Origin of the sequence: Pseudoxanthomonas sp. OG2, from assembly GCF_014192765.1 — a bacterium.
Lineage (GTDB): Bacteria > Pseudomonadota > Gammaproteobacteria > Xanthomonadales > Xanthomonadaceae > Pseudoxanthomonas_A > Pseudoxanthomonas_A beigongshangi.
Map to the genome: position 1 here is coordinate 1,700,708 of NZ_JACHYM010000001.1, position 14,700 is coordinate 1,715,407.

Consider the following 14,700-nt stretch of genomic DNA (forward strand, 5'->3'; position numbering starts at 1 on the left):
GAGGCCGTGCGCTCATGGCGTGCTGGGCGGGTTGGCCGGCTCCGCGGTGGGTTCGGCGGGCGGCGTCGCCGTGTCGGTCGAATCCGTCGAATCGGCCGGCGCGGTTTCGGTGCCTTCGGCAGCCGGTTCGACCGGCGCTTCGGCCGGGATCTCGGTCTCCGGCGCCGGCTTCTCCGGCAGGAACAGCGGACCCTTGGCGCCGCAGGCGGCGAGGAGCGCCATGGCGATGGCGGCGGACAGCAGACGGAGCGATCGGTTCATGCGGCGCAGTATAGCCAGCCGGGGATGAATCGGAATGGCGTCAGCGCGGCGGTTCCGGGCGGCGCCACAGCCAGGTCCCTACCGCCGCCATGCAGCCAATCGGCAGCAACACCATCCACAGCCGGTGGGATCCGGCGATCAGCATCACCGCCAGCAGGATCAGCGCGGAGGCCAGCATCGTCCAGGTCGCCGCCCACTTGGCCCGGCGCGACACCGCGCCGTGGGCCTGCCAGTCGCGGATCATCGGCCCGAAGCGGGGATGCGACAGCAGGTAGTGGTGCAGGCGATCCGAACCGCGCGACGCCGCATAGGCCGCGATCAGGATGAAGACGGTGGTTGGCAAGCCCGGCACGAAGATGCCCAGGATGCCCGTGCCCAGGCTGGCGTAGGCCAGCAGCCACCACGCCCATCGGAAGCGTCGCGAGGAAGCCGGCGGCGGCGTGTCATTGTTCACCGGCACCTTTTACCGCATGTGGGCGGACCGCGTCAGCCACCGAGTGACGCATGCGGCGCCGTATCACATCATCCTTGTGAACCGGGCAGGCGCATCAACGTTCGATACCTGGTTCCGGTCGGCCGCTGTCATGGTGCCGGTCTGCCCCCGCCCCAGCCCTCCCCCGCTCGCGGGGGAGGGGGCAGCACTGTTTCCGTTGACAGGAAAACAAGTACGTCAGGAAAGCCCCTTCCCCCGTTTACGGGGGAAGGCTGGGATGGGGGCGCTCGATAAGGAAAATCACTCCATGAGCCAGGTGCAAAAAAAGAGCCGGGCATGGCCCGGCTCTTCTACAAGCACCGCGATGACGTGCAGGCGGATTACTTGGCCGTCGTATCGGCACCCAGCTGATCCAGCACGAACGCGTAGTACTCCGACATTTCCTGGTAGCGGCGGAAGCGGCCGGACTTGCCGCCGTGGCCGGCTTCCATGTTGGTGCGGAACAGCACCGGCAGCTTGCCGGTGTTGACGTCGCGCAGGCGGGCAACGTACTTGGCCGGTTCCCAGTACTGCACCTGCGAGTCCCACAGGCCGGTGCCGACGAAGATCGCCGGGTAGGCGTGCGATTTGAGGTTGTCGTACGGCGAGTAGGTGACGATGTAGTCGTAGAACTCCTTCTTCTCCGGATTGCCCCACTCGTCGTACTCATTGGTGGTCAGCGGGATGGTCGGATCCAGCATGGTCGTCACCACGTCCACGAACGGCACCTGCGAGACGATCGCGCGGTACTTGTCCGGCGCCAGGTTGGTGATCGCGCCCATCAGCAGGCCACCGGCGCTGCCGCCCATCGCGGCGACGCGATCCTTGGCCGCGTAGCCCTGCTTGACCAGCGCGTCGGTGACGTCGACGAAGTCGTTGAAGGTGTTCTTCTTGTGCAGCAGCTTGCCGTTGTCGTACCACGCGCGGCCCATTTCCTGGCCACCGCGGATGTGGGCGATGGCATACACCATGCCGCGATCCAGCAGGCTGACCACCGGGCCGCTGAAACCCGGATCCATCGAGGCGCCATAGCTGCCGTACCCGTACTGCAGCAGGGCGGCGGTGCCGTCCTTCTTGAAGCCGTTCTTGTACACCAGCGACACCGGCACCTTGGTGCCGTCGCGGGCCTCGACCCATACGCGTTCGGTGGTGTATTTGGACGCGTCGTAGCCGATCACCGGCTGCTGCTTGAGCTGGCGGCGCTCGCCGGTCTTCGTGTTCAACTCATAGGTCGTGGCCGGCGTGGTCATCGACGTGTAGCTGTAGCGCAGCCAGTCGGTGTCGTGTTCGGAGTTGACGTCCAGGCCCATCGAATAAGCCGGCTCGTCGGCCTTCACGTACTCCTCCTTGCCGTCGGCACGCAGCAGGCGGATCCGCTCCAGACCCTCGGAACGCTCGCTGATGGCGGTGAAGCCGTCGAACAGTTCGAAGCCCTCGATGTAGACCTTGTCGCTGTGCGGCACCCACTCCTTCCACTGCTCGCGGGAAGTGGCGCCGTCGGGCGCGGTCATGATCTTGAAGTTCTGCGCCTTCCAGTTGGTGCGGATGACCCAGCGGCCATCCAGATGGTCGGCGCTGTACTCGACGTCGCGCTCGCGCGGCGCCAGCACGGTGAACTCGGCCGGATTGGCGGCCGGCGCGCAGCGCGATTCGGAGGACACCGTGCTTTCCACGCCGATGCAGATGAACTTGTCGTCGCGGGTACGGCCGATGCCCATGTAGAAGCTGTCGTCCTTCTCCTCGTAGACCAGCACGTCCTGCGAGGCCGGCGTGCCGAGCACGTGCTTCTTCACCCGCACGGTCAGCAGGGTCTCCGGGTCGTTCTCGACATAGAACAGCGTCTTGTTGTCGTCGGCCCAGACCAGGTTGGGCGAGACGCCGGTGATTTGATCCGGGTACAACTCGCCGGTGGCCAGGTTCTTGAACCTGATGACGTACTGGCGGCGGCCGACCGCATCCTCGGCGTAGGCGAGGATGCCGTTGTCCTGGGTGACCTCGTAGTCGCCCACGCTGTAGTAACCCTTGCCTTCGGCCAGCGCGTTGACGTCCAGCAGCACTTCCTCGGCCGCTTCCATGTTGCCCTTGCGACGGGCATGGACGGGATAGTCCTTGCCGGTCTCGAAACGGGTGTAGTACCAGTAGCCGCGCTCGCGGTACGGCACGCTGCTGTCATCCTGCTTGATGCGGCCGACGATCTCCTTGTAGATGGCGTCCTGCAACGGCTTGAGCGGCGCCATCAGCGCGTCGGCGTAGGCGTTCTCGGCCTTGAGGTAGGCCAGCATTTCCGGGTTCTTGCGATCGTCGTCGCGCAGCCAGTAGTACTCGTCATTGCGCTCGGCACCGAATGGCGCCTTGACCACGTGCGGCTTCCTGGCGGCATCGGGCGGCGTGAGGTCGGCGGCGGCGGAAGCGAAGGGAGCGGTCATCAGTACGGTCGCGAACAGGAAGGAAGTCGGTTTCATGGATGGGGTCCGTTCCGGCGGGATGCAATGGTGGGAGGGACGGGGCTGGCGGGCGCCTGTGGCGCGGTTTCCGGGCTTGCCCCCATCCGCCCTTCGGGCACCTTCCCCCGCTCGCGGGGGAAGGGAGCTGTTCGCCTTCCCTGCGAACGGGGAAGGCATTCACGCGCTTGCGGTTACTTGGCCAGTTGCTGCCACAGGAAGGTGTAGGCCAGCGCACTCATGTGCGCGGCCTGGGCGTTGTTGGCCGCGCCGCCGTGGCCACCTTCGATATTCTCGTAGTAGCGCACGTCCTTGTTGGCTTCCAGCATCTTGGCCATCATCTTGCGCGCGTGGCCCGGGTGGACGCGGTCATCGCGGGTGGAGGTGGTGAACAGGGTCGCCGGATAGGTCTTGGCCGGATCGAACAGGTGGTACGGCGAGAAGGTCCTGATGTAGTCCCAATCGGCGGTGTCGGGATTGCCGTACTCGGCCATCCACGACGCGCCGGCCAGCAGGTGGCTGTAGCGCTTCATGTCCAGCAGCGGCACCTGCACGACGATCGCGCCGAACAGTTCCGGGTACTGGGTCAGCATGTTGCCCATCAACAGGCCGCCGTTGCTGCCGCCCTGGGTGCCCAGGCGGCTGGCGGTGGTGATCTTGCGCGCGACCAGATCCTGCGCGACCGCGGCGAAGTCCTCGTAGGCCTTGTGGCGGTTGGCCTTCAGCGCGGCCTGGTGCCAGCGCGGACCGTACTCGCCGCCGCCGCGAATGTTGGCGACCACGTACACGCCCCCCTTCTCCAGCCAGCCCTTGCCGACCGCGCCGGAGTAGGCCGGGGTCAGCGAGACCTCGAAGCCGCCGTAGCCGTACAGCAGGGTCGGGGTATTGCCGTCCAGCTTCAGGTCTTTCGGACGCACCACGAAGTAGGGCACCTTGGTGCCGTCCTTGGAGGTGGCGAAATGCTGCTCGATGACGTCCTTCGAGGCATCGAAGAAGGTCGGCATCGTCTTCAGCTGTTCCGGCTGCTTGCCGATGTCGGCCAGCGACAGGGTGGTCGGGGTCAGGTAGTCGGTGGCGGTCAGCCAGACCGCGTCGCTTTCATCCGAATCGACCGCGCTGACACCGAGGGTGCCGAACGCGGGCGCGCCGACGAATTCGCTCTTCTTCCAGCCGCCTTCGCCGGGAGTCAGCACACTGAGCTTGTTCTTGACGTCCTCCAGGACGTTGAGCACCAGGTGGTGGCGGGTGAAGGTGAAGCTGGCCAGCGAGGTGCGGTCGGTCGGCTCGAACAGCACGTCGAACTCGCGCTTGCCGGCCATGAAGTCGTCGAGCTTGGCGACCAGCAGCGAGCCGGCCTTGTAGGTCTTGCCGCCGACGGTCCACGGTTCGCGCAGTTCCAGGGTCAGCCATTCGCGGAAGGCGCCCTTGTTGACCGAATTGGGCACGTCGATCTTGACCAGCTTGCCGTCGGCGCCGCGCAGGAACAGTTCGTCGTTGTAGAAGGCCAGTGTGCGGCTGACGAAGTCGCGCTGGAAGCCCGGGGTGTCGTCATGGAAGGCGGCGATGTACATGTCGTCCGGCTTGCCTTCGTAGACGACGGTGGCGGCCGACAGCGGGGTGCCGCGCTTCCATTCCTTGACGATGCGCGGATAGCCGGAGGTGGTCATGCTGCCGTCGCCGAAATCGGTGAAGACATAGACGGTGTCGGCATCCTTCCAGCCCAGGCCGCCCTTGGCTTCCGGACGGTAGAAGCCGTCCTTGAGGAAGGTCTTGGTGGTCAGGTCGAATTCGCGGGTCTCGTCGGCGTCGGCGCCGCCGCGCGAGAGCGCAATCAGGCAGCGGGTGTAGTCGGGCTTGCGACAGTCGGCGCCGTGCCAGACCCAGTTCTTGCCCTCGGCCTTGTTCAGCGCGTCCAGGTCCAGCACGGTTTCCCACTGCGGCTGCGGCTTGCGGTACTCCTCCAGGGTGGTACGGCGCCACAGGCCGCGCTCGTGCTGCTTGTCCTTCCAGAAGTTGTAGTAGTACGGGCCGATCTTCTGCACGCCCGGAATCTTGGCGTCCGAATCCAGGATGGCCAGGATGCTGGCCTCCAGTTGCTTGAACTCCGGCGTGGAAGCGATTTCAGCCTCGGCCTTCGCGTTCTGCGCCCGCACCCAGTCCAGCTGTTTCTGGCCTTCCACCTCTTCCAGCCATGCGTAGGGGTCGTTGGCCACGTTGTTCTGCTCCTGGGCGTGGCCACTGACGGCAGCGGCGGCGAGGCCTGCCGCCAGGCAGGCATGGACAAGCTTGGACATGAGGGAAACTCCGGATTGCGAAGACAATTCCTTCACGCTAGCACAAGTCCGTGGCCGCCCTCCCCTGTCGAACGTCAGTGCGCGTCAGGCCCACGGACGGCTCAGGCCGCCCGCAACCCGGCGGTACGCGGCATCCGCGCCCGGCGCCGGGCCTGCGGACGGTTCCGCCGGCGTCCGGCCGCGTCGCGGCGCACCGGCCATTGCGGCAGGCGGAAGCGGTGCAGCGCCCACCAGGCCGCCAGCGGCATGCCCACCAGCCACAGCGGCGCCCATCCCAGCCAGGGAATCTGCCCGCGGGCCAGCGGGAACAGCAGCACCAGCGCCAGGCCGATCGCAACCACGCGGCGCAACAACCTTTCGAGCTGCGGGTCCGGCGCGCGGGAGGGACGGGCGTCGGCGGAAATCGAGTGGGCAAAGTCGCGCATGGCAGGGCTCCGATGGACAGGGCTCCAGCCTGCCGCGCCGCCTTCTCACGGATTGCGACGCGATGTAACCGTTCAGAGATTCTCGCCTTCATGCCGATATGCGATATTCGCCCTGCCCACCGTTCCAGCGGCGGGTTGTGACGATCCATCACCCAGGAGTCCCGCATGTCCCCATCGCTGTGCCGTCTTCGCGCCGTCCTGACGTGCGCCCTGATTGCCGCGGTGACCGCCTGTGCCAGCCAGAGCGAGACCCGATCGATGGGCCTGGAGGCACCGGTGCAGGCGACGGACATCGACCTGCCGCGGTTCATGGGCACCTGGTACGTGACCGCGCACATTCCCTATTTCGCCGAACGCGGCCACGTAACCGGCCGGTACGAGTACACCGCCCGCGAAGGCGACCGCATCGGCGTGCGCTATCTCCACCGCGAAGGCTTCGATGAACCTGAACAAGTTCGCGAAGCGCGCGCGTCGGTGAAAGGTGGCAGCGGCAACCGCGACTGGACCCTGTGGTTCGTCGGCGTGGTACCCGCCAAGTTCCGCATCCTGGAAGTCGCGCCCGACTACTCCTGGGCGCTGATCAGCTATCCCGAGCGCGACCTCGGCTGGATCTTCTCGCGCTCCCCCGACATGGACGACGCGCTCTACCAGCAGCTCATCCGCAAGATGCGCGACCACGGCGTCAACGCACGCCAGTTGGTCCGCGAGCCGCAGCTGCCTTCGCAGGTGGGCAAACCGGGGTTTGCAGAACCGAAGAATCCCTGATTCGGGATTCGGGATTCGGGAGTCGGGAGTCGGGAGTCGGGAGTCGGGAGTCAAGCTCCGCTTTGCCTCCCCCTTTGTAAAAGGGGGACCGAGGGGGATTTGCTTTTAGCGCCAAGAGCAAGCGCTCCTCAACAGCCGAAGTGGCTGGTCAAAGGGGCTCTCTCCCCATAAGGGATACAGCGTACCCGTAGAGCGGAGCTTGCTCCGCTGACCGAAACACTACCGCTCAACGCTTCCCGTAATTGGACAGCGCCAGTTCCAGCAGGGACTTGGCCTGCTCGCGCAGCACCGACGGTTCGATGATTTCCGCGTCCGCGCCGTAATGCAGGATGTCCATCAGCAATTCGCGGGAAACGCTGTAGGGCACCTTCAACTCGTAGCGGCCGTCGGGAAGGTGGCGCCCCTGCTGCTTTGAATGCCACTGCTCGTCGGCGACCCAACGCGCGGCCTTGGGGCTGAACAGGATCGTCGCCCATCCCTTCGGTTCACCGGAAAAGATGCCGTAGCTGGACGCCAGGTGCTGGTTGAGGTCGTCGTTGGCCAGATCCTGCGCCGCCTCTTCCAGCAGGCGCGCGCCGCCGATGCGATCCACCGCGAAGCTGCGCAGCGCCCTGCGCTCGTGGTCCCAGGCATCCAGGTACCAGTTGTCGCGGTAGTGGGTGATGCGCTGCGGTGACACGGTGCGGCGGGTGCGCTCGTCGGTGGAGCGGGCGCGATACTCGAACGCGAGCTGCTTGCGCTCCAGCACGGCCGAGGCGACGGTGCGGAAGCTGGCCTCGTCCAGCCGGCGTCCGCGATGCGGAATCACCCGCACCCGATCCACCGGCCACTGGGACACGCCCGCGTGATCGGCGAGCAACCCCTCGATGCGCTTCTGCAACGGCGCCAGCGCGCCGGACAGCACGCCGCCACCGGTGCGCACCAGCAGCTGCTGGGCCGCCAGCAGGGCATACAGTTCTTCCGAGCTCAGCCACAGGCCGGGCAGTTCGAACCGCTCGCCTTCGGCCGCGTCGTACCGGAAACCGGCCTCGCCGTCGCCCTCGATGGGCGCCATCAACGCGTCGCGCAGGTAGGCCAGATCGCGATAGACGGTGGCGCGCGAACAACCGAGTTCCTCCTGCAGGCGCTTGACCGTGACCGGGTAGCGCGAGGCCTTCAGGATGCGATGCAGGGCGGTGATGCGTTCGATCTTGTCCATGCCATGATTATGGCCGAGCCGTGGCCGTTTTCGACGCCCGGTTCGCGTTGGCATCGATAGGGTCCCGGCCGCTTGGGCCCGTGCGGTGCCTGGGGCCCGGGGCGTGAACGCGCCGCCCGGACTCCCCCAACGCACGGACCCAAGCGGCCGCCGTTCCCACACCCGGAGTTCCACCATGTTCCCCAGCCGCGTGTCGCCTCCCCGACCATCCCGATTCCTTCCCCTGCTGCTGGCGACGGCTGCCCTGGCCCTGGCCGCGGCGTGCTCGCGGCAACCGGAACCGGCCACGACCGGAACGCCCGCCCCCGGACCCGACGCCGCGCGCGCCCCGGCGCCCGCGGCACCGGCCGTGGATGCGCTGGGCGAGGTCACCGCGTCGATGGAGAAATTCCTGGCGGCGCGCAGCTTCCACGCGGTGATGACCGTGGAGGGCAGCCAGCCGATGCAGAACGAAATGGACTTCGTCGCACCGGACCGCTACCGCATGATCATGCCGGTCGGTACCCAGGTGATCATCGGCGACACCATGTACATGGAAATGCACGGCCAGCAGACCAAGGTGCCGATTCCCGAAGGCACCGTCAGCCAATGGCGCGATCCGATGAAGATCCGCGAGAACCGCAGCGGCCTGTCGGCCGAGTTCCTGGGCGAGGAGGATCTCGCCGGCCAGCGCGCGCGCCGTTATCGCGTGCGGCATACCCAACCCGAGCCCGGCGAGTTCCTGTACTGGATCGATCGCGAGGGGCGTCCGCTGCAGCTCCAGCACAGCGGCGAGACCGCCAACGGCGGTCCCTACACCATGACCCTGGCGTATTCGCGCTTCAACGATCCCACCATCACCATCGAGTCGCCCTAGACGGTCGCGGCCGATCCACCGGCCGCGTGATCGCGCTGTGCCAGATACTTGCCGAACGCGTAGCCGGAACCGGCGATGGCGCAGGCCAGCGCCACCAGCAACAGACCGATGAGGATTTTCCTGGGCATGGCGGATACCTGCGCTTCCGGGACAAGGTCGTGTCGCCGGCATGTTGTCGCGGCGGTGCGGGGACCGGAAAGGTCCGAAAGTCACATCGAACGAAACACCCCCACGTCTAACTCCCGTTTAACCCACGCACGGCCACACTCCAGGACCGGGAAGGGAGAGCGACAAGGTTGTCCGAACGCATCAGGCACCATGGCATTGCCATCATCGTCGTCATTGCACTGCATGCGCTAATGATCGACCTACTTTTGCGGCAGCCGGCATCCCTGGCCTCGATGGCGGGCGATGGTTCCGTTCTGCGGCTCCGCTTCTGGCCACGCGAAGCGCCGGCCATCCCATTCATTCCTGCCAACAGTGCGCCGACAAGGGCACCTGCCGTACCCGCCGACGCGGCTTCCCCGACCGCTCCCCGTCCAACCACAAATAAGGTTCCCGTCTCCGTCCAACCACCTGCCGGTCCCGCCTCCGCGGCCGATTTCCTGGCGCAGGGTGCCGCGTGGGCGCGGACGGGCGATCCGGTGCCGGATTTCGGCAGCAATCCGCTGCGTCAACGTCGGACCCGGTTGCCCGGCGGGGAGCAGCCGGGGCGATTCGTGATGCGCCGTTCGGTCAGCCCGGAGCAGGTGGTGAAGTTCATTGGCGAGTTGTTCGCCGGCCCCGGCTACGACACCGATCCCTGCCGGCGCATCCGCCACAACGTGGACAGCCTGATGACCGACCTCAGCGACCAGGGGCGCGAGCGGCTGGGCTGGGAACTGGATGAATACGCATTCCGATGCATGCGCTGAACCTTCTCCGTCACATCGGTGTGCGAAAACGTGAAACGCACCTGATCCGGGGGCGTCCAGACGCCACAAATGTGAATGAAAGCATGGCAGAATCGGTCACGAATCTGAATCCAAACAATCACTTGCCTTGAGGCTGGATGTTCGGATTGTTATCCTGTAACCGTTTTCAACGTTCACATGGCGACGACGCCGGAATCGCGTCCCCCGCCCGCCGAGGCCTTTCATGCCCCGTCCCAACCTGCTTGCCCTGTCCCTTTCCCTGCTGTGCCTGGCCGGCGCGCCGCTTGCGCATGCGCAGGAAAGCAACCCGCAGGTCAACAACCTGAAGACGAGCACCCAGGCCACCGGCGCGAAAGCCAAGGCCGGCGGCGCGGTGACCCAAAAGGAATCCCTCGCGGTCAGCCACAAGGGACCGGCGCTGCCGGTGCCGCCGCCGCGCCCGATGGCCGAAGCGCCGGCCGAGCCGCTGCAGCCCAGTTCCCCATGGAGCGGCGGCGGCGAACTCGGATTCGCCTCGGCCCACGGCAACAGCACCACCGAAAGCCTCAATGCGCGCCTGGATCTGAACTACGCCGATGGCGGCGCCTGGAAGTACAGCGGCAGCCTGTCCGGCCTGCGCGCCAGTTCCGAATACAAGTCGACCCAGCCCGACGGGACGATCAAGCGCGATCGCCGCACCACCGCCAACCGCTACACGCTCACCGGCAACGGCGCCTATCGCACCGATTCGCGCGGCACGGTCAATACTTCGCTGCGCCATGAGGAAGATGATTTCGGCACCTTCAGCCGGCAGACCTCGGTCAGCGTCAGCTACGGCAATCGCGTGGTCGACAACGAGCGCGCGCAACTGGATCTGCAGGTAGGCCCGGGTTTCCGCCGCGCCTACGACACCCTGGAAGAGCGCAACGAATCCAGCATGATCGGCCGCGGCCTGGTGGACCTGCGGGTTTCGCTGAGCGAGAACACCGAACTGGTCAACAAGCTGCTGGTGGAATCCGGCGAGTACAACACCTTCGCCCAGAACGATCTCGGCCTGTCGGTGACGATGAACTCGCACCTGGCACTGAAGGCCGGCTGGCAGGCACGCCACAACAGCGACGCCGCCGAGAACCTCAAGCGCACCGACACCCTGACCACCATGAACGTGGTCTACAAGTTCAAGTAGAGCGGAGCTTGCTCCGCTGTCCGGATACCCTGCTTCGCCAATCGCGGTGTCGACGGGGCCTGCTTTTTCCATGCCAGGTCTATCGGTACGATCGGTAGCCGCCTTTGTATCTCTTCTCGCCCCGCCATCCGGCTGCTGAGAAGCAAAAAAGGCGAGCGGGTGAACTTGCCTTCCCCACTCCAGCAGGCAAATCCCCCGTCACCCGCTGGCGCGGGCGCCCGCCCCCTTTTTCCAAGGGGGCTAACGGCTTTTACCTCCCCCTTGACCAGCCATTCGGCTGTTGAGGAGCGCTTGCAAAAGGGGGACTGAGGGGGATTTGCTTTTCAGGCCAGCGCAGCATCCAGCAGATCGCCGGCGCCATCCGCCAGCAACCGCGCGGCAACCGCCTTGCCCAGTTCTTCCGGAAACCGCGACGCGCCGGTGCCGTCGGCACGCACTGCGCGGCCATCCACCGCCGATCCCACCAGGCCATGCAGATGCAGTTCGGCGCCGTCGGCCGAGAGGGCCGCGAAGGCCGCCACCGGCACATGGCAACTGCCATGCAACGCGCGGTTCATCGCCCGCTCGGCTTCCACGCAACAACGGGTATCGGCATCGTCCAGCGCGGCGAACAGTGCCATCGTCGCCGCGTCGTCGTCGCGGCATTCCACCGCGACCGCGCCCTGTGCCGGTGCCGGCAACCACGCCGGCGGCAGCAGGCGCGCGCGGATGCGCGCGTCGAAGCCCAGCCGCTGCAGGCCGGCGCAGGCCAGCACGATCGCGTCGTACTCGCCCGCATCCAGTTTCGCCAGGCGGGTGTTGACGTTGCCGCGCAGGTCCCGCAGTTGCAGATCCGGCCGGCGCGCGCGCAGCTGCGCCTGCCGGCGCAGCGAGGACGTGCCCACGATCGCGCCCTGCGGCAACGCGTCCAGATCCGCATAGCGGTTGGAAACGAAGGCGTCGGCGGCATCGGCGCGCGCCAGGATCGCGGCCAGCGCGAACGGCGGCTCCAGTTCCATCGGTACGTCCTTGAGTGAATGCACCGCGCAATCGGCTTCGCCGCGCAGCATCGCCAGTTCCAGCTCCTTGAGGAACAGGCCCTTGCCGCCGATCGCCGCCAGCGAGCGATCCAGCACCTCGTCGCCACGGGTGCTCATCGGCACCAGTTCCACTTCCAGGTCCGGATGGGCGGCGCGCAGGCGTTCGGCGACATGTTCGCTCTGCCAGAGGGCGAGCGGGCTCTTGCGGGTGGCGATGCGGAGTTTCATCGGCGCATTATCCCGCACACCGCGCCGGTGGGCACGGTCCATCGGGCAACCGGCGCCCCGAAGGCGGCGTCAGAGATGCTTGACCGTCTCGCGCAGGCCGGCCACGCAGCGGCGGCTGACTTCCAGCGGGGCCTTGCCGTGGCGCAGGATGGCCTGGACATGGCCGTCGCCGGCGCGCTTGAGTTCGACCAGTTCGTGCCGCGCCACCAGGCAATTGCGGTGGATGCGCACGAAGCGGCCATTGAATTCCTCTTCCAGCGACTTCAGCGATTCCTCGATCAGATCCTCGCCGCGGGCGTGGTGGACCACCACGTACTTTTCCTCGGCCTGGAGGTAATGCACTTCCTCGATCGGAATCAGCCGCAGGCTGCCGCGCATCCGCGCGCACAGATGGGTACGGACCTGGCGCGCCGGACCGGGATCCTGCGCGCCGCCGCCGTTGGCGCGGCCGGCGATGAACATGCGCGCGCGCTCCAGCGCCGCCGCCAGGCGTTCGGCCCGGATCGGCTTCATCAGGTAATCGATTGCCGCGGCCTCGAAGGCGGATAGCGCATGCGCGTCGTAGGCGGTGCAGAACACCACCGCCGGGCGCGGATCGAAGGCGGCCAGATGGCGCGCGGTTTCCAGTCCGTCGACACCGGGCATGGCGATGTCCAGCAGCACCACGTCCGGCTTGTGCTCGGCGCAGGCCTGCAAGGCGCCCACGCCGTTCTCGGCCTCGGCCACCACTTCCACGCCGGGCTGTTCGGCCAGCAGTGCGCGCAGGCGCTCGCGGGCCAGCGGTTCGTCGTCGGCAATGACCACCTTCACGGCACGGGCTTCCTCACGTTCGAACGCCAGGGACGTCCTCGCCGATGGTAGCCCCCGTCGTTGCGGACGTCATCCATGGCGAAGAATCGCGATTTCTCGCGGATTTCTCCCTACAACGCGAAAACGCGCGACATCCAGTCACCGAGATCGCGGATTTCCTCGGCGCAGACCTGGTGGGCCATCGGATAGCGGTGCCAGTCCACGGCGAATCCCATGGCCTGCAGGGCCTGCGCGCTGCGTTCGGCATGGATGAGCGGGATTACCGGGTCGCCGATGCCGTGCGCCATGAATACCGGTTGGCGCGTCGCGGCCGCGTCGAGATGGCGGTGGGCCTGGTCGATGCCGGGCAGGTAGGTGGACAGGGCGATCACGCCGGCCAGCGGCTGGCCGCGGCGCAGCGCGGCCGACAGGGCGATCGCGCCACCTTGCGAGAAGCCGGCCAGCAGCAGGCGTTCCGGGGCGATGCCACGGGCCAGTTCGCGCGCGATCAGGGCCTCGACCTGGACGATCGAGGCTTCGATGCCATCGGCCTCGGCACGGGTGGCGAAGTCCATGCCGACGATGTCGTACCAGGCGCGCATGCGCACGCCGTTGTTGATGGTCACCGCGCGCACCGGCGCGTGCGGGAACACGAAGCGCAGCGCGGGCCAACCCGGGCGTAACAGTTCCGGCACGAGCGGCGCGAAATCATGGCCATCGGCGCCCAGGCCATGCAGCCACAGCACGGACCAGGCCGGCGCGGCGCCGGTTTCCTGTTCGACGGTTTCCAGCAGTTCGGTGGTGGTGTCGTTCATGCCGTCATTGTCGCCGCAGCGAACGACGGGTGCCAGCGCCGGCTATTGCGGCGGCAGGCGGAACCGCACGGTGCGCTGCCACGACTGCGCGCGTCCGGTCGCCTCGAAACGCCAGCGCGAGGCCACCGCGACGGCGGCCGCGTCGAACACGCCCTGCGGCCGTGCCGCGGTCAGGCGCACGTCGCCGACGCTGCCGTCGGGACGGATCACGAACGCCAGTTCCACCTCGCCCTCCACGCGATTGCGCAGTGCCGGCAACGGATAACGCGGCTGCGCGTCCTGCAGCAGGCGCGGCGAGGAGGAGGTTGTGGCCATGCGCGCGGGCGCGGCTACCGGGCTCGCCACCGCCGCGCGCGCGGGCTCCGGCGGGGGAAGCGCCGGCGCCGGCGGCGGCGAAGCCATCGCGGCGTTGGGGGTTTCCGATGCGGTCGGGCGAGGCACCTGCGCCGGTGCGGACGCGACGGGCGCGGAGGTCGGCGCAGGGCCCTGCGATCGGCCGGCCTGCGGCGAGATGTCCTGCGGCGGGAGGCGCGCTTGCGTGTCCGCGGTGGCCTGCGCGGGTTCCGGCGCCGCCGGCAGCGCCGTCAAGCCGGCCTGCAGACGCGGCAAGGCCGGCGCCTGCGGATCCAGCCGGCGCAACAGTTCGAACAGGCGCGCGGCCTCGGCGCCGTCGCGACGCTCCAACGCCTGTTCGGTGGCGATCAGCAGATACGGCTGGATTTCGGTCAGCGCGGCACGGATGGCGGCGTCATCGGGACGCCGCACGCGCGCCGCCAGGTAGAACTCCACCGCGTTGTCGCCGGCCGGCGCGTACAGGCGGTTCGCCTGTAGCGCCTGGCTGGCCAGGCGCTGCAGTTCGCTGTTGTCGATGACGCCGTCCGGCGACACCGCCGGCTGCGCGGCCGCGGGCACGATCGCCGATGCCTGGGCATCGGGCGCGGCTACGGGCGGCGTGGGCTGGCAGGCGCCGAGCGCCAACAGAACGGGAAGGATTCGGTAACCGCGTGATTTCATCGTGAGACTGCCCCCTGAGCGGGCGGCAGAGTACGCGGCCTGGA

At 67.4% G+C, this 14,700-nt stretch carries 15 protein-coding genes; 4 read left to right on the forward strand and 11 right to left on the reverse strand.

What is annotated here, in order from left to right:
• Positions 1–12: 12 nt before the first annotated feature.
• The 5 genes from FHW78_RS08040 to FHW78_RS08060 all read right to left on the reverse strand — a co-directional run bounded on the left by FHW78_RS08040 (position 13) and on the right by FHW78_RS08060 (position 5,893).
• On the reverse strand, positions 13–261 hold the full coding sequence (locus FHW78_RS08040) for a lipoprotein (protein WP_183639401.1): 249 nt from the start codon (positions 259–261) through the stop codon (positions 13–15).
• Positions 262–301: 40 nt separating this feature from the next.
• Positions 302–715 (reverse strand): YbaN family protein, encoded by a 414-nt coding sequence (locus FHW78_RS08045; protein ID WP_183639402.1) that lies wholly within the window; start codon positions 713–715, stop codon positions 302–304.
• Positions 716–1,074: 359 nt separating this feature from the next.
• Positions 1,075–3,195, reverse strand: a complete 2,121-nt coding sequence (locus FHW78_RS08050) for a S9 family peptidase (RefSeq protein WP_183639403.1) — start codon at positions 3,193–3,195, stop codon at positions 1,075–1,077.
• 173 nt (positions 3,196–3,368) lie between these two features.
• On the reverse strand, positions 3,369–5,468 hold the full coding sequence (locus FHW78_RS08055; RefSeq protein WP_183639404.1) for a prolyl oligopeptidase family serine peptidase: 2,100 nt from the start codon (positions 5,466–5,468) through the stop codon (positions 3,369–3,371).
• A gap of 101 nt (positions 5,469–5,569) precedes the next feature.
• Complete coding sequence (locus FHW78_RS08060) at positions 5,570–5,893, reverse strand: hypothetical protein (RefSeq protein WP_183639405.1); 324 nt, start codon at positions 5,891–5,893, stop codon at positions 5,570–5,572.
• A 165-nt stretch (positions 5,894–6,058) separates the two neighbouring features.
• Between FHW78_RS08060 and FHW78_RS08065 the strand changes: the two genes are divergently transcribed.
• Positions 6,059–6,658 (forward strand): lipocalin family protein, encoded by a 600-nt coding sequence (locus FHW78_RS08065; RefSeq protein ID WP_225562324.1) that lies wholly within the window; start codon positions 6,059–6,061, stop codon positions 6,656–6,658.
• A 226-nt stretch (positions 6,659–6,884) separates the two neighbouring features.
• Here the strand turns inward: FHW78_RS08065 and FHW78_RS08070 are convergent, their stop codons facing one another.
• Complete coding sequence (locus FHW78_RS08070) at positions 6,885–7,856, reverse strand: YafY family protein (protein ID WP_183639406.1); 972 nt, start codon at positions 7,854–7,856, stop codon at positions 6,885–6,887.
• 175 nt (positions 7,857–8,031) lie between these two features.
• On the opposite strand from FHW78_RS08070, the gene FHW78_RS08075 reads away from it, so the two are divergent.
• Positions 8,032–8,712, forward strand: a complete 681-nt coding sequence (locus FHW78_RS08075) for a hypothetical protein (RefSeq protein ID WP_183639407.1) — start codon at positions 8,032–8,034, stop codon at positions 8,710–8,712.
• Here the strand turns inward: FHW78_RS08075 and FHW78_RS19935 are convergent.
• Entirely contained in the window at positions 8,709–8,840 is a 132-nt protein-coding gene (locus FHW78_RS19935; RefSeq protein WP_255443159.1) for a hypothetical protein, read from the reverse strand. The two genes, FHW78_RS08075 and FHW78_RS19935, sit on opposite strands and share 4 nt — an antisense overlap.
• A gap of 168 nt (positions 8,841–9,008) precedes the next feature.
• On the opposite strand from FHW78_RS19935, the gene FHW78_RS08080 reads away from it, so the two are divergent.
• A complete protein-coding gene (locus FHW78_RS08080) occupies positions 9,009–9,626 on the forward strand; it encodes a hypothetical protein (protein WP_183639408.1) in 618 nt (205 codons plus the stop codon).
• Positions 9,627–9,849: 223 nt separating this feature from the next.
• Positions 9,850–10,791 carry a DUF481 domain-containing protein gene (locus FHW78_RS08085; protein ID WP_255443160.1) on the forward strand — a complete coding sequence of 314 codons (942 nt, stop codon included), beginning with the start codon at positions 9,850–9,852 and terminating at the stop codon, positions 10,789–10,791.
• A 323-nt stretch (positions 10,792–11,114) separates the two neighbouring features.
• On the opposite strand, the gene hemC is transcribed toward FHW78_RS08085, so the two are convergent.
• From hemC to FHW78_RS08105, 4 genes are all read right to left on the reverse strand, one after another.
• Positions 11,115–12,038, reverse strand: coding sequence for a hydroxymethylbilane synthase (gene hemC, locus FHW78_RS08090; RefSeq protein WP_183639409.1), 924 nt, complete (start codon positions 12,036–12,038; stop codon positions 11,115–11,117).
• Between the two features lie 69 nt (positions 12,039–12,107).
• Entirely contained in the window at positions 12,108–12,848 is a 741-nt protein-coding gene (locus FHW78_RS08095) for a LytTR family DNA-binding domain-containing protein (protein WP_183639410.1), read from the reverse strand.
• A gap of 110 nt (positions 12,849–12,958) precedes the next feature.
• Positions 12,959–13,642, reverse strand: a complete 684-nt coding sequence (locus tag FHW78_RS08100) for an alpha/beta hydrolase (protein ID WP_183639411.1) — start codon at positions 13,640–13,642, stop codon at positions 12,959–12,961.
• Positions 13,643–13,684: 42 nt separating this feature from the next.
• Positions 13,685–14,656, reverse strand: a complete 972-nt coding sequence (locus tag FHW78_RS08105) for an energy transducer TonB (RefSeq protein WP_183639412.1) — start codon at positions 14,654–14,656, stop codon at positions 13,685–13,687.
• Between the last annotated feature and the right edge of the window lie 44 nt (positions 14,657–14,700).

What these genes read in the sequence shown, in the direction of transcription:
- FHW78_RS08040 (WP_183639401.1), bottom strand. Translation starts at nt 261, where the DNA reads ATGAACCGATCGCTCCGTCTGCTGTCCGCCGCCATCGCCATGGCGCTC.
- FHW78_RS08050 (WP_183639403.1), bottom strand. Translation starts at nt 3,195, where the DNA reads ATGAAACCGACTTCCTTCCTGTTCGCGACCGTACTGATGACCGCTCCC.
- FHW78_RS08055 (WP_183639404.1), bottom strand. Translation starts at nt 5,468, where the DNA reads ATGTCCAAGCTTGTCCATGCCTGCCTGGCGGCAGGCCTCGCCGCCGCT.
- FHW78_RS08060 (WP_183639405.1), bottom strand. Translation starts at nt 5,893, where the DNA reads ATGCGCGACTTTGCCCACTCGATTTCCGCCGACGCCCGTCCCTCCCGC.
- FHW78_RS08065 (WP_225562324.1), top strand. Translation starts at nt 6,059, where the DNA reads ATGTCCCCATCGCTGTGCCGTCTTCGCGCCGTCCTGACGTGCGCCCTG.
- FHW78_RS08070 (WP_183639406.1), bottom strand. Translation starts at nt 7,856, where the DNA reads ATGGACAAGATCGAACGCATCACCGCCCTGCATCGCATCCTGAAGGCC.
- FHW78_RS08075 (WP_183639407.1), top strand. Translation starts at nt 8,032, where the DNA reads ATGTTCCCCAGCCGCGTGTCGCCTCCCCGACCATCCCGATTCCTTCCC.
- FHW78_RS19935 (WP_255443159.1), bottom strand. Translation starts at nt 8,840, where the DNA reads ATGCCCAGGAAAATCCTCATCGGTCTGTTGCTGGTGGCGCTGGCCTGC.
- FHW78_RS08085 (WP_255443160.1), top strand. Translation starts at nt 9,850, where the DNA reads ATGCCCCGTCCCAACCTGCTTGCCCTGTCCCTTTCCCTGCTGTGCCTG.
- hemC (WP_183639409.1), bottom strand. Translation starts at nt 12,038, where the DNA reads ATGAAACTCCGCATCGCCACCCGCAAGAGCCCGCTCGCCCTCTGGCAG.
- FHW78_RS08100 (WP_183639411.1), bottom strand. Translation starts at nt 13,642, where the DNA reads ATGAACGACACCACCACCGAACTGCTGGAAACCGTCGAACAGGAAACC.
- FHW78_RS08105 (WP_183639412.1), bottom strand. Translation starts at nt 14,656, where the DNA reads ATGAAATCACGCGGTTACCGAATCCTTCCCGTTCTGTTGGCGCTCGGC.